At 71.3% G+C, this 13,105-nt stretch carries 13 protein-coding genes; 7 read left to right on the top strand and 6 right to left on the bottom strand.

Annotated features, from left to right (window positions below; genetic code table 11):
• Positions 1–54: 54 nt before the first annotated feature.
• Positions 55–1,497 carry a sensor histidine kinase gene (locus tag IF54_RS0101880; RefSeq protein ID WP_030313714.1) on the bottom strand — a complete coding sequence of 481 codons (1,443 nt, stop codon included), beginning with the start codon at positions 1,495–1,497 and terminating at the stop codon, positions 55–57.
• On the bottom strand, positions 1,494–2,168 hold the full coding sequence (locus IF54_RS0101875) for a response regulator transcription factor (RefSeq protein ID WP_037819059.1): 675 nt from the start codon (positions 2,166–2,168) through the stop codon (positions 1,494–1,496). Before IF54_RS0101875 ends, IF54_RS0101880 begins: the two co-directional genes overlap by 4 nt.
• A 172-nt stretch (positions 2,169–2,340) precedes the next feature.
• On the opposite strand from IF54_RS0101875, the gene IF54_RS0101870 reads away from it, so the two are divergent.
• The 6 genes from IF54_RS0101870 (at position 2,341) to IF54_RS0101845 (ending at position 7,435) form a co-directional block, all read left to right on the top strand.
• Complete coding sequence (locus IF54_RS0101870) at positions 2,341–3,681, top strand: ferric reductase-like transmembrane domain-containing protein (protein WP_078851838.1); 1,341 nt, start codon at positions 2,341–2,343, stop codon at positions 3,679–3,681.
• An 11-nt stretch (positions 3,682–3,692) separates the two neighbouring features.
• On the top strand, positions 3,693–4,097 hold the full coding sequence (locus IF54_RS0101865; protein WP_030313708.1) for an FMN-binding protein: 405 nt from the start codon (positions 3,693–3,695) through the stop codon (positions 4,095–4,097).
• A gap of 10 nt (positions 4,098–4,107) precedes the next feature.
• Positions 4,108–4,866, top strand: coding sequence for an FAD:protein FMN transferase (locus IF54_RS0101860; protein ID WP_037819057.1), 759 nt, complete (start codon positions 4,108–4,110; stop codon positions 4,864–4,866).
• 87 nt (positions 4,867–4,953) lie between these two features.
• Positions 4,954–6,084 carry an ABC transporter ATP-binding protein gene (locus IF54_RS0101855; protein ID WP_030313705.1) on the top strand — a complete coding sequence of 377 codons (1,131 nt, stop codon included), beginning with the start codon at positions 4,954–4,956 and terminating at the stop codon, positions 6,082–6,084.
• Positions 6,081–6,770 (top strand): ABC transporter permease, encoded by a 690-nt coding sequence (locus tag IF54_RS0101850; RefSeq protein WP_030313703.1) that lies wholly within the window; start codon positions 6,081–6,083, stop codon positions 6,768–6,770. The genes IF54_RS0101855 and IF54_RS0101850 overlap by 4 nt, the downstream gene beginning before the upstream one ends.
• A complete protein-coding gene (locus IF54_RS0101845; RefSeq protein WP_030313701.1) occupies positions 6,767–7,435 on the top strand; it encodes an ABC transporter permease in 669 nt (222 codons plus the stop codon). The genes IF54_RS0101850 and IF54_RS0101845 overlap by 4 nt, the downstream gene beginning before the upstream one ends.
• 70 nt (positions 7,436–7,505) lie before the next feature.
• Here the strand turns inward: IF54_RS0101845 and IF54_RS0101840 are convergent, their stop codons facing one another.
• The 4 genes from IF54_RS0101840 to IF54_RS0101825 are packed head-to-tail and all read right to left on the bottom strand — an operon-like array spanning position 7,506 to position 11,724.
• Positions 7,506–8,111 (bottom strand): GTP-binding protein, encoded by a 606-nt coding sequence (locus tag IF54_RS0101840; protein ID WP_030313697.1) that lies wholly within the window; start codon positions 8,109–8,111, stop codon positions 7,506–7,508.
• A complete protein-coding gene (locus IF54_RS0101835; protein ID WP_020133718.1) occupies positions 8,098–8,514 on the bottom strand; it encodes a DUF742 domain-containing protein in 417 nt (138 codons plus the stop codon). Before IF54_RS0101835 ends, IF54_RS0101840 begins: the two co-directional genes overlap by 14 nt.
• 19 nt (positions 8,515–8,533) lie before the next feature.
• Entirely contained in the window at positions 8,534–9,025 is a 492-nt protein-coding gene (locus IF54_RS0101830) for a roadblock/LC7 domain-containing protein (RefSeq protein ID WP_030313693.1), read from the bottom strand.
• Complete coding sequence (locus IF54_RS0101825; RefSeq protein ID WP_030313690.1) at positions 9,022–11,724, bottom strand: sensor histidine kinase; 2,703 nt, start codon at positions 11,722–11,724, stop codon at positions 9,022–9,024. Before IF54_RS0101825 ends, IF54_RS0101830 begins: the two co-directional genes overlap by 4 nt.
• Positions 11,725–12,108: 384 nt before the next feature.
• On the opposite strand from IF54_RS0101825, the gene IF54_RS0101820 reads away from it, so the two are divergent.
• Complete coding sequence (locus IF54_RS0101820) at positions 12,109–13,074, top strand: ABC transporter substrate-binding protein (protein ID WP_030313688.1); 966 nt, start codon at positions 12,109–12,111, stop codon at positions 13,072–13,074.
• Positions 13,075–13,105: the final 31 nt, after the last annotated feature.

Below are 13,105 nucleotides of genomic sequence, written 5' to 3'. Positions count from 1 at the left end.
GTCCGACGCCTCGCCGGCCGACCGGCGAGGCGTCGCTGACGCGTTCGCCGGGCCTCAGCCGACCGTCAGCGGGAACGACACCGTGAACACGGTCGAGCCCGGCTCGCTCTCCAGGGCGATCGTGCCGCCGTGCGCCCGGACCAGGGAGCTCGCCACCGCGAGGCCGAGGCCGCTGCCGCCCCGGTCCCGGCTGCGGGCCTTGTCGACCCGGTAGAAGCGGTCGAAGACCCGCTCCTGGTCGGCGGCCGGGACACCGGGGCCCGCGTCCGCGATCCGCACCCGCGCGCTGCCGTCCCGCACCTGCACCCCGACCGACACCCCGGTGCCCGGCGGGGTGTGCACGGCCGCGTTGGTGAGGAGGTTGTCGAGGACCTGGCGGACCCGCTGCGGATCGAGCCGCAGCTTCAGGGCCTGCGGTCCCGGCACCACCGTCAGCGGATGGTCCGGGTGACTGGCCCGGAACGCGTCGGCCGCGTGCTCGGCCAGTTCCACCAGGTCCACCTCGGCCGGCCTCAGCGGGGTCTCCACCTCCGCCGCGTCGAGGCGGGCGAGCAGCAGCAGATCGTCCAGGAGGAAGCCCATGCGGGCCGCCTCGGCGCGCAGCCGGGCCAGGTGCCGGTCGCGCTCCTCGGGCGCGTTCGCGGCGGCGTACTGGAAGAGGTCCGCGTAGCCCCGGACGGACATCAGGGGCGTGCGCAGCTCGTGCGAGGCGTCCGCGACGAACCGGCGCAGCCGCTGCTCGGCCTCCGCGCGGACCGCGAGCGAGTCGTCGATGTGCTCCAGCATGGTGTTGAAGGCGGTGCGCAGTTCCTCGACCTCCGGCCCGCCGCCCCGCTTGTCGGCGCGCAACGGCAGCCGGGCCGCCGTCTCGGACAGGTCGTGCGAGGCGATGCCGTGCGCGGTGTGCGCCATGTCGCTCAGCGGCTTCAGGCCGCGCCGCAGCACCTTGCGGCCGACCACCACGAGCGCCAGCAGGGCGAGCCCGAACGCGATCACCTGCACGGTGATCAGCCGCCGTACCGTGTCGTCGATCTCGCCCGTCGGAGCCCCGCTGACCAGGATCACGCCGGGTGTGACCTCGCAGCTGCGCAGCCGGTACTCGCCCGCGCCCGCGATGTCCTCGGTGCGCAGCACCTCGGTGTGCGCGGAGATCTGCGCCTTGGCCACGGCGGTGAGGCCGGTGACGTCCTCGGGCAGGTCGCTCGGCTCCTCGGGCCTGCGGAGCACGGGGGAGCCGTGCGACACGTCGTACACCGCGTAGTACCAGCCCCAGTACTTCTTGCCCGCGAGTGTGCCGTTCTCCGCGATGCTCCTGGACTGGGCGACCTGGGCCAGTCCCAGCTGGTCGTCGAGCTGGTTCGACAGGTAGTCCCGCATATAGGTCGTCAGGGCCGTGCCGACCACGCCGAACACCAGCAGGGCCAGCACCCCGAGGCCCAGCGCGAGCCGGGTCCCCAGACGCATCCGGCGGTAGGCGGAGCGCAGCCGCCGGATCATTCCGCCGCCTGCCGGATGACGTACCCGAAGCCCCGCACGGTGTGGATCAGCGGTGCCCTGCCGTCGTCGGGCTCGTCCAGCTTGCGGCGCAGCCGGCTGACGACCAGCTCGACGACGTTCGAGCGGCCGCCGAAGCCGTACTCCCACACGTGGTCGAGGATCTGCGCCTTGGTGAGCACGGTCGGCGACTTGCGCATCAGGTACCGCAGCACCTCGTACTCGGTCGGGGTGAGCGTGACCAGCTTGTCGCCGCGGCGCACCTCGCGGGTGTCCTCGTCCATCGTGAGGTCCGCGACCCGGAGCACCGAGCGCTGGAAGCCGGGTCCGGCGCTGCGCCGCAGCACGGTCCGCAGCCGGGCCATCAGCTCCTCCACGGCGAACGGCTTGACCAGGTAGTCGTCGCCGCCCCGGGTCAGCCCGGCCACCCGGTCGGCGACCGCGTCCCGCGCGGTGAGGAACACCACCGGCACCATCGTGCCCGAGCGCCGCAGCCGGTCCAGGACACCGAAGCCGTCGATGTCCGGGAGCATCAGGTCGAGCACCACGATGTCCGGACGGAACTGGGCGGCGCGGGCGAGCGCCTCCTCGCCGGAGTTCGCGGTGACCGCCTCCCAGCCCTCGTAGCGGGCGACCGTCGCGACGAGATCGGCGATCGGCGGGTCGTCGTCCACGACGAGGAGTCGTACTTTTTCCACCCGCTCATAGTGCTGCAACACCGCCGGAAAGCGGGCACGGGGTGGGCTCCCGGGCCACATCGATAAGCTCTTGAAAGTTGTACGACAGCAAAACGACAGCTCCCCCCGGAGAAGCTCGACACCCAGGCCCCGATCAAGGAGCTAGTCCGTGACGACCGTCCAATCGCCCCCCTCGCCCCCCACGGCGATACAACGCCCCAGGGTGGTGGCCCGCACCGGTCTCTACGCCGTGCTGGCCGCCAACGCGGCCGTGGTCGCGTTCTTCTTCGCCCAGGCCGGCTTCGCCTCCAACGCGCTCATCGTGCTCGGCCGCCTGACCGGCCTGTACGCCGCGCTCGTCATGGCCTTCCAGCTGGTCCTGGTGGCCCGGCTGCCCTGGCTCGACCGCCGCATCGGCATGGACCGGCTGACGTCCTGGCACCGCTGCACCGGCTTCGCGCTGCTGTGGACGCTCCTCGCGCACGTCGTCCTCATCAGCTTCGGCTACGCCGAGGGCACCGATGTCGGCCCGATCGGCGAGATCGTCGACCTGGCCGAGACCACCGAGGGCGTGCTCCGCGCGGTCGTCGCGTTCCTCCTGATCCTCGTGATCGGCGCCGTCTCCGCCCGCTTCGCGCGGCGCCGCCTCGCCTACGAGACCTGGCACTTCATCCACCTGTACACCTACGTCGCTGTGGTGCTGGCCTTCACCCACCAGGTCGCCGTCGGCACCACCTTCACCTCCTCCTCGGTCGCCACCGGGTACTGGTACGGCGTCTGGGGCGTCGCGCTCGGCTCGGTGGTCCTCGGCCGCGCGGTGCTCCCGCTGTGGCGCAACTGGCGCCATCAGTTCCGGGTCACCGCCGTCGTCCCGGAGAGCGACAACGTCGTCTCGATCTACATCAGCGGCAAGGACCTCGACCAACTGCCCGCCCGGGCGGGCCAGTTCTTCCTGTGGCGGTTCCTGACCGCCGACCGCTGGTGGCAGGCCAACCCCTTCTCCCTGTCCGCCGCCCCCGACGGCAGGACGCTGCGGCTGACCGCCAAGGCGGCCGGCAAGGGCAGCGCGGCCCTCAGGCACGTCAAGGTCGGCACCCGCGTCTTCGCCGAGGGCCCCTACGGCGCGTTCACCGCCCTGCACCGCACCCGGCCCGAGTCCGTGCTCATCGCCGGCGGCGTCGGCGTCACGCCGATCCGGGCCCTCCTGGAGGAGATCCAGGGCCACGCCGTGGTGATCTACCGGGTCGGCTCCGACCGGGACGCCGTCCTCTACGACGAGCTGCGCGACCTCGCGCTCGCCAAGGGTGCCGAACTCCACCTGGTCACCGGGCCGCCGGTGCCCGACAAGCTGGCGGCGGGCGAACTGGCCCGGCTCGTGCCGGACATCGCCGAGCGGGACGTCTTCCTGTGCGGACCGCCCCCGATGATGAACGCCGTGCTGGGCAGCCTGCGGGAGCTGAACGTGCCCAGGGCGCAGACCCACTTCGAGCGCTTCAGCCTGGCGGGATGAGGATAGAGACCGTGAAACGAGCCATACCCGTCGTCGTCCTGAGCATCGCGGGCCTGGTGCCCGTGTGGCTGTACCAGCCCTCGGCCGGCTCCTCCACCGTCCAGGCCACCGCACCGGCGCCGTCCTCCACGTCCTCGGGGTCTGCGGGCTCCTCCGGCGGCAACGTCGTCACGAGCTCGACGATCACCACCGAGAAGGGCCCGGTCCAGCTCCAGGTGACCTTCGACGGCACGAAGATCACCGCCGTCAAGATGCTCCAGCAGCCGGACCACCCGCAGACCGAGGCCGCGGTGCCGAAGCTGGTCGCGGAGACCCTCCAGGCGCAGAGCGCGGACATCGACACCGTGTCCGGTGCGACCATCACCAGTGAGGGCTACAAGGAGTCCCTCCAGGCGGCGATCGACGCGAAGGGCTGAGAAACCGACCATGCTGCACCGCGTCGAACACGTCATGGGCTTCCCCGTCTCGCTCCGGGTCGACGACGAGCACGTCCCCGACTCGGCCGCGGACGCGGTCTTCGCGTGGCTGCGCGAGGTCGACGCACGGTTCAGCCCGTTCAAGGAGGACAGCGAGGTGTCGCGGTACGACCGCGCCGAGCTGTCCGAGGACGCACTGAGCGCCGATCTGCGCGAGATCCTCGACCTGTGCGAGCACTACCGTCGCGCGACCGGGGGAGCCTTCGACGTACGGCCCCCCGGTCGCCGTCTCGACCCCTGCGCGGTGGTCAAGGGCTGGTCGGTGCAGCGGGCGGCGGAGCTGCTGAAGCAGGCCGGCGCCTCCCGTTTCGTCCTCAACGCCGGCGGTGACGTGGTCACCGCCGGCGGCCCCTGGCGGGTGGGCGTACGGCATCCCGAGCACGCCGACCAGCTGTGCCTGGTCCTCTCGCTCACCGACGGGGCGGTCGCGACCTCCGCGCGCTACGAACGCGGCGACCACATCTACGACGCCCGCACCGGCCGCCCGGCGACCGGGCTGCTCAGCCTGACGGTCGTGGCGGCGACGCTGACGGAGGCCGACTCGGTCGCCACGGCGGCCTTCGCGCTGGGCCCCGAGGGCGTCGACTGGGCCGCCGCCCTGCCCGGTTGCGAGGTGTTCGCGGTGGACGCGGAACGTCGCGTGCTGCGGACCCCGGGCTTCCCGACGGCCGAGACGAAGGCGGCTTGGCGGGTCGCCGCACGGTGCTGAAACACTGGCCGTCTAGACTCTGCCGGACGGCCGTTCGACTGGCCGGAAGTGGTCAATCCCGGCCAGACCCGAAGGGTATTCGGCGCCTTGATACGGATAGATTCAGTCACCAAGCGGTACCCGGACGGCACGGTGGCGGTCGACCGGCTCTCGTTGGAGATACCCGACCGCTCGATCACCGTCCTCGTGGGGCCCTCGGGCTGCGGCAAGACGACGACCCTGCGGATGATCAACCGGATGGTCGAGCCCAGCGAGGGCACCATCCTGATCGACGGCAAGGACAGCCGTCAGCAGCCGGTCAACACCCTGCGCCGGTCCATGGGGTACGTCATCCAGAACGCCGGCCTCTTCCAGCACCGCACGATCGTCGACAACATCGCCACCGTGCCCCGGATGCTGGGCTGGGGCAAGGACAAGGCACGTGACCGGGCCAGGGAGTTGATGGAGCGGGTCGGGCTGGACGGCTCGCTCGCCAAGCGGTACCCCTACCAGCTGTCCGGCGGCCAGCAGCAGCGCGTCGGGGTGGCCCGCGCCCTCGCCGCCGACCCGCCGGTTCTCCTGATGGACGAGCCGTTCTCGGCCGTCGACCCCATCGTGCGCAAGGGCCTCCAGGACGAACTCCTGCGCATCCAGGACGAGTTGGGCAAGACCATCGTCTTCGTCACCCATGACATCGACGAGGCCGTCAAGATCGGCACCATGGTCGCCGTGCTGCGCACCGGCGGCAAGCTCGCCCAGTACGCCCCGCCCGCCGAACTCCTGTCGAACCCGGCCGACGCGTTCGTCGAGGACTTCCTCGGCGCCGACCGGGGCATCCGCCGGCTCTCCTTCTTCGGCTCCTCGGGACTGCGGCTGCTCACCGGCCCGGTCGTCGCGGTCGACGCCGGCGCCGAGCAGATCGCCGCCCGCGCCACGGACGAGGCCCCCTACCTCCTCGTCACCGACGTGGACGGCCGGCCCCTCGGCTGGAGCGAGCCGCGGGACCTGACCGCCGGGAGCGTCGACACCGCCCGACTGCTGCCGTACGGGCGGCCGTTCGTCGCCGGTACGGACTCGCTGCGGGCCGCGCTGGACTGCGCGGTGCTCTCGCCCACCGGCTGGGCGGTCGGCGTCGACGCCGAGGGACGGGTCGCCGGAGTCGTCTCCCAGCAGGCCATCGGCGAGGCGATCCGCGGGGCGCACGCGGAGGGCCGTACCGACTCCGAGGCCGTGCGGTGAACGGCTTCTTCGACATCCCCAGCGACCTCCAGCACAGCTGGCTCGGGCTGATCGGCCTGCACCTCAGGGAGGCCCTGCTGCCGGTCCTCGCCGGGCTGGTGATCGCCCTGCCGCTGTCCCAGCTGTGCGTGCGCTTCCGGTGGCTGTACCCGCCGGTGCTGTGGGTGACGACCGTGCTGTACGCCATCCCCTCACTGGCCTTCTTCGTCGTCCTCATCGACTACACCGGCCAGACCGAACTCACGGTGATGATCCCGCTCACCGTCTACACCCTCGTCATCCTGGTCCCGGCGATCGTCGACGGCGTCCGCTCGGTGCCCCAGGAGACCCTCGCCGCCGCGACCGCCATGGGCTTCGGGCCCGTCCGCCGCTACCTCCAGGTCCAGCTGCCCATCGCGGTGCCCGCCATCATCGCGGGGCTGCGGGTGGCGACCGTGTCGAGCATCTCGCTGGTCAGCGTCGGCGCCCTCATTGGCAACCAGGGCGCGCTCGGCAACCTCGTCAACGACGCCAACATCTACAACCGGCCCGAGCTCGCCGTGAACGCTGTGCTCACCATGGCGGTCCTCGCGATCCTCGCCGACGGGCTGCTGGTCGTCGTACGCCTGCTCCTGACGCCGTGGATGCCGAGCGGCGCGCGGGCGCGCCGCGCGCAGCGGCCCGAACCGGAGGTCGCCGCCCGGTGAACGTCCTCAACTTCGTCAACGCGTTCTTCAGCGACGGCGCCCACTGGCAGGGCTACGACGGCATTCCCACCCGGCTCGGGGAGCACGTCCAGTACACCCTCCAGGCGCTCGCCATCGCCGCTCTGATCGGGCTGCCGGTGGGGCTCGTCACCGGGCACTACGGGCGGGGCGGCAACGCGCTGGCCTTCATCGCCGTCGCCGGGCGGGCCCTGCCCACCTTCGGTCTGCTGGTGCTGATGACGCTGATGCTCGGGTTCGGGCTGATCAACGTGATGATCCCACTGGTGGTGCTCGCCGTGCCGCCGATCCTCGTCACCACCTACGAGGCGATGCGGTCGGTGGACCCCGCGCCGGTGGACGCGGCACGGGGCATGGGCATGCACGAGGTGGAGGTGCTCTTCCGGGTCGAACTCCCGGTCGCCCTCCCGCTGATCCTCGGCGGGCTGCGCTCCGCGGCCATCCAGATCGTGTCCACGGCCACGATCGCCGCCTATGTCTCCCTGGGCGGGCTCGGACGGTACATCGTGGACGGCCTCTACCAGCGCAACTACGAGAAGGTCGTGGGCGGAGCGACACTGGTCGCCGCGCTGGCGCTGGTCACGCTGGCGGTGTTCTGGGGGATCACCCGGCTGACCGTGTCGCGGGGCGTGCGCAGAGCCGCCTGAGGGGGTGCCGCGGTCTGTCGTGTGGCGGCCGCGGCGCCGTCGTGGCCGGTCGCGCAGTTCCTCGCGCCCCTCAGGGCGCTTCGGTACGCGCCAGTGCCTGTTCCAGTACGACCAGCAGGGCGTCCCGCACCGACCCCCGCTCCCTCGCGTCGAAGACCAGCACCGGGACGCGGTCGTTGACGTCGAGGGCCCAGCGGACCTCGTCCAGGGTGTGCTCGACCTTGCCGTCGAAGGCGTTGACGGCGACCGCGAACGGGATCTGCTTGTGCTCGAAGTAGTCGACCGCGGCGTAGCAGTCGTCCAGGCGCCGGGTGTCGACGATGACCAGTCCGCCCACCGCGCCCTCGACGATGTCGTCCCACATGAACCCGAAGCGCTCCTGACCGGGCGTGCCGAACAGGTACAGCTTCAGGGTCGGGTCGACGGTGATGCAGCCGAAGTCCATCGCGACCGTGGTCGTGGTCTTGCGCGGGGTGTGGCTGAGGTCGTCCACGCCCGCGGCGACCTCGGTGATGGCGGCCTCGGTGGTCAGCGGCTCGATCTCGGAGATGGAGCCGACCGCGGTGGTCTTGCCCACCCCGAAGCCGCCCGCGATCACCATCTTGACCGGCAGCGGCGGTCGTACGGCGGCGGAGGCCGCGGCCGAGGGCCGGAAGGCCGGTTCAGTCGGTGTCACGGAGAACCCCTCGGGAGTCGGGGATGGCGCGCAGGCCGTCGATCAGCCTGCGCAGGACGGACGCGTCGTGGGTGACGTCGGAATCGGGCACGTGCACCGTGAGCTGCCCTGCCGTGCGCAGGTCCTCGGCGAGGATCCGCACCACGTTCAGATGCAGCCGCAGCCGGGCCGCGATCTCCGCGATGGACTGCGGGATCCGGCACGCGGCCACGATGTCGTGCTGTTCGAAGGACAGCCGGTCGAGCACGGCGAGACCCTCGGCGGTGGCCACCACCTGGGTCTCCACGGGCATCGTCCGGCCGGACGGATCGGGTGCCACCCGGCCGGCGGTGACGAGGAACGGCCGTACGGCGGGCACGGGACCGCCCGGCTCCGGGTCCGGAGGCGTGCTGCCGTCCGCCATGACTGCGCTTCCTCCTCGGTCAGCGCTTCGACGTCGCGCCGACGCTGTTCTTCAGCTCCAGTACGAGCTGGGGGCTGAGCGCGGCACCGGCACGGTTGGCGAACAGCGTCATCTCGTAGGCGATGTTGCCGAGCTTGGCCTCCTTGTCGGTGACGACGCCGAGCACGGCGCCGCTGCCGATCGCGGAGACCAGGACATGGCCGCCCTCCAGGTCGATGATGACCTTGTTGAGGCCGCCGAGACCGTAGTTGCCGGAGGCGCCGGCGGCCAGGCTCGTGATGCCGGAGACGATCGCGGCGAGGCGTTCGGAGTCCGCGGGCTCACGCAGCTCCGAGACGGCTATGAGGAGGCCGTCCGAGGACACCGCGATGGCGTCGACGACACCCGCCGTCTCCGTCGCGAAACGGTTCAGCAGCCAGGTGAAGTCGGCCGCGGCGGCCTGAAGCTCGGCCGGCGTGCTGCCTGCCGTAGGGGTGCCTCCGGTCGGGGTGCCACCTGTGGACGTGCTCACTGCTCCGCTCCTTCCGTGGAGTGGTTCTGTTCGTGCGGGGGGTTGGATGCGGTCGGGTGGGTTTCCACGGTGTGGCTCGGTACCGGTCTGGTGTGGCTGCCGGTGTCCCGGTGAGCGCGCTCCACGGCCGCCTCGAACTCGTCGAGCTCGTCGCGTACCGCCTTCGCGTCGGCGGGCCGGGGAGCGGCCGTCTTCGGTACGACGTCGGCGCCGAGGGTGGTCCGCAGGGTGGCCCCGCGGACGCGGCGACGCAGCGGACGGGCGCCGGCGGGGTCGTCCGCGGTGCCGGAGGTCCCGGCGGGCACCGCCTGCTCTCCGGCGCGGGCCTTGGGGACGTACGGGGTTGAGGGGTCCGTGTCACGCTGCGGGACCCTGCGGGGAAGAGGCCCGGGCTCGCCGTCGACGGGAGCGTTCGCCGGGCCCCGGCCGGTCGGGGCGGAAGCACCGGTCGACGTGCGGGCGGTGCCCGGGGTGAGAGCACTGCCCGGCGCCGGTGCAGCGCCATCCGCACCTGAACCTCTGTGCACGGCAAGGGAGTTCGGCACCGCGACGGCGTCCGTGGCGGCTGCCCGACGGGAATCCGCGACCGTGCCGGACAGCGCACCGGTGTGCACGTCCGTCGCGGCTGGCGGACGGGAGCCGGCCGCCGTGTCCGGCAGCGCACCGGTGTCCGCGGTCGCCGCGGTACCGCCGGCGGCCACCGCCAGCGGGCTCATCGTCAGCAGGAGGGAGGACGGGATCGTCACCTCGGCCGTCACGCCCCCGCCGGGGGTGCGGGACAGGGTGACGCCGACCTCCCAGCGGCGCGCCAGCGTGCCGACGACGAAGAGGCCGAGGACCTTCGTCGGGACCAGGTCGAGGCGTTCACGGCGGATGAGCCGGGCGTTCTCCTCCGCCAGGCGCTCGGCGCTCATACCGAGACCGTGGTCGGAGATCACCACCAGCGCACCCTCGTGGCTGTCCTTGACGATCACCTCGACCGGGCTGCCCGCGGGGGAGAACGACACCGCGTTCTCCACGAGTTCGGCCACCATCAGCGTGAGGTCGCCGATGATGTCCGGCTCGACCATGACCTCCGTGCCCGCCTGGAGGGAGACCCGCTGGAAGCCCTCGATCTGGCCGAGCGCGACCCGGACGACGTTGGTCAGGGCGAGCGGACCCGAGTCCAGGACGGTCTCGCGGATGCCCGCGAGCAGCATCAGGCTGTCGGCGTTGCGGCGCAGCCGCACGGCGATGTGGTCGATGCTGTAGAGGCGTTCCAGCAGCGCCGGGTCGGTCTCACCGCGCTCGACCGCGTCGATCAGCGCCAGCTGCCGGGTGGTGAGGTTGCTGACCCGCCGGCCCACGTTGCCGAACATCTCGGCGACGTTGCGGCGGCTGAGGACCTGGCGTTCGAGCAGCGCGACCGCGGTCGTCTGCACCTGGTTGAACACGTCGGCGAGGTCACCGATCTCGTCCTTCGCGGTGACCGGCATCTCCTGGAGCCGCGGTGTCCCGGTGTCCTCGGTGTCGTCGTCGGCGACCCGCGCCAGCTCACGGCCCGCCACCTCGGCGACCTGCCGGGCGGCACCGGTCAGCGCCTGCACCGGCCGCACCACCGAGCGCCGCACGGCGACCGAGAAGGCCAGCCACAGCACGAAGCCGAGCAGGGCCGAGCCGAGCAGCCAGAACGCGTTGCTGCGGGCGTCCCGGGAGGCGGTGTCGGCGCGGTCGGCGATCTGGTCGATCAGCGAGGTGGTGGTCTTCAGCCGGGTCCGGGCCTGGGCGCGGTAGTCCGGGTAGGAGTCGAGCGCGGTCTGGAAGGCGGCCTTGATCTCGGCCGGGCTCTCCGCCTGGAGCGCCCCGGGGTCGATCTGGAGCTCCGCGTACTGCTGGGCGATCGTCGCCTGGGCGCTGTTGTGCTCGATGTCGCCGAGCGCCTCGGTCTGCGCCGGGGTGGCGAACCGGCCGAACCGCTCGACCTGGTGGGTGTACTCGTCGTAGGAGCCGATGGCGCCGATCAGCTCGATCAGGGCGTTGGAGTCGCCGGTGGTCGCGGAGAAGACACCGGTCTCGAAGGAGCCGTGCGCGGCGTCGGCGCGCAGCAGCGAGTCGAGGAGGTTGCCGGTGAAGGTGGCCGCGAGCGCCGGGTTCCGGTCCAGTCCGAGTCCGTCGATCAGACCCTTGGCCGCGTCGCTGTAGGCCGGGTCGATGTTGTCGGCGGGCAGGTACCCCTTCTCGATGGTGTCGCGCAGGTCCTCCAGGCCGTTGACCTCGCGCAGCGCCTGGGCCTCCTCGTCCGGCAGCCGGCCGCCGAAGGTCCTGCGGACCTGCTCGACCTGGTTGTCCACGCGGATCTGGGCCTCGCGGTAGGCGGTCTGCGAGGGGGTGTCGCCGGGCCGGTTGGACTGGTGGCGCACCGAGAGCAGGACGGCCTGCTGGTGCTCGGCCTCCAACTGCCCCACCAGCTTGGCCACCTGGGCGCTGTCCCGCACCAACTGGGCGGCCTTCGCCGCGTCCTGGGACTGGCCGACCTGGTCGGCGAAGAGATAGGCCAGCAGCGCGGCGACCACCGCGAGCGGCACGCCCACCAGGATGTTGAGCTTGCGCCGGAACGGCCAGCGCTCGGCGAAGTCCCGCAGGCCCCGGTCGTCGCGTGTCCTGCCCCGGCTCGGCGGCGGTGCCGACCGGGTGGACGCGTCCACCTCGTTCGTGGACACCAGCCCTCCTTCGTGGATGTCCCGGCCGACGCGCGAGGAGAGCGCGTGACCGATTCTGATCGCAACGGGACAGTGCATAGGGATACCTGAGTGGCTCCTGCACGCCTGTGTGACCGGCGCCAACTTCGGCGAGACTACAGCCTCTTCGGACAGCGCTTGCCGCCACCCCGAGTCAAGAATCCGTTACAACCTCTCGGCGCCCCGCGCGCCGGTTTCGCCTTTCCTTCACAACCGAACGGTGATGGAGGTCAATTGTGACCAGGCCGGTCTTGACTGGGCGAGAACAGGCTGGATTGGATCAGTCCAAAGGCTTCCCCCGAGGCCGAGAGCTTCACCGCAAGCTCCCTGAATCCCCTTGAGCCCCCAGAGTCCGGAACGGGAATCGTGACTGTTACCGCCGTACACCGCAGGTCCCTCAGGAAGAACCCCGGCCTGGCCGCCGTCGCGCTGGCCGCCGCAACGGTCCTGCTGGCGGGATGCGGTTCCTCCGACAAGAGCTCCGACCCCCTCAACGAGGACAGCGCGGGTGCCGGCAGCGGCGACACCGTCGTCGTCGGCTCCAACAACTTCGCCGAGAGCATCCTGCTCGCCGACATCTACGGCGAGGCCCTGAAGGCCAAGGGCGTCAAGGTCAGCTACAAGCCCAACATCGGCAGCCGCGAGACCACGTACGGCCTGCTCAAGAACGGCTCGATCACCGTCCTGCCCGAGTACAACGGCTCGCTGCTGGCCTACCTGGACAAGGACGCGGCGCAGGAGTCGGCCGAGGCCGTGAACACCGCGGTCAAGGCCAAGCTCGACCCCAAGCTGACGTTCCTCGACTCGGCGCCGGCGGAGGACAAGGACTCGGTCTCGATCAACGCGGCGACCGCGAAGAAGTACAACCTGACCGACGAGTCCACGCTCGCCGACCTCAAGAGCATCGCCGGGGAACTCGTCATCGGCGGCTCGCCCGAGTTCCAGACCCGGCAGCAGGGTCTGCTCGGCCTCGAGTCGGAGTACGGCCTGAAGTTCAAGTCCTTCAAGGCGCTCGACGCGGGCGGTCCGCTGACGCAGGCGGCGCTGAAGAAGAACACCGTGCAGGCCGCGGACATCTTCACGACCGACCCGACCATCGTCAAGGAGAAGTTCGTCGTCCTGAAGGACCCGAAGAACCTCTTCGGCTTCGCCAACGTCACCCCGCTCGTATACAAGTCCGGTCTCAGCAAGGACGGGGTGGCAGCGCTGAACGCGGTCTCCGCCAAGCTGGACACCAAGGCGCTCCTCGACATGGACCTCCAGGTCCAGCTGGAGAACAAGGACCCGCTGGACGTGGCGAAGGCCTGGCTGAAGACGAACGGCCTGGGCTGACCCACCCCCGCCGGGCCGCGGCACTCGCCGC

The sequence above is a fragment of the Streptomyces sp. NRRL B-3229 genome (assembly GCF_000719505.1).
GTDB lineage: Bacteria > Actinomycetota > Actinomycetes > Streptomycetales > Streptomycetaceae > Streptomyces > Streptomyces griseorubiginosus.
The sequence above is the reverse complement of the archived record's forward strand: the minus strand, read 5'-3'. Positions and strand labels throughout refer to the sequence as shown.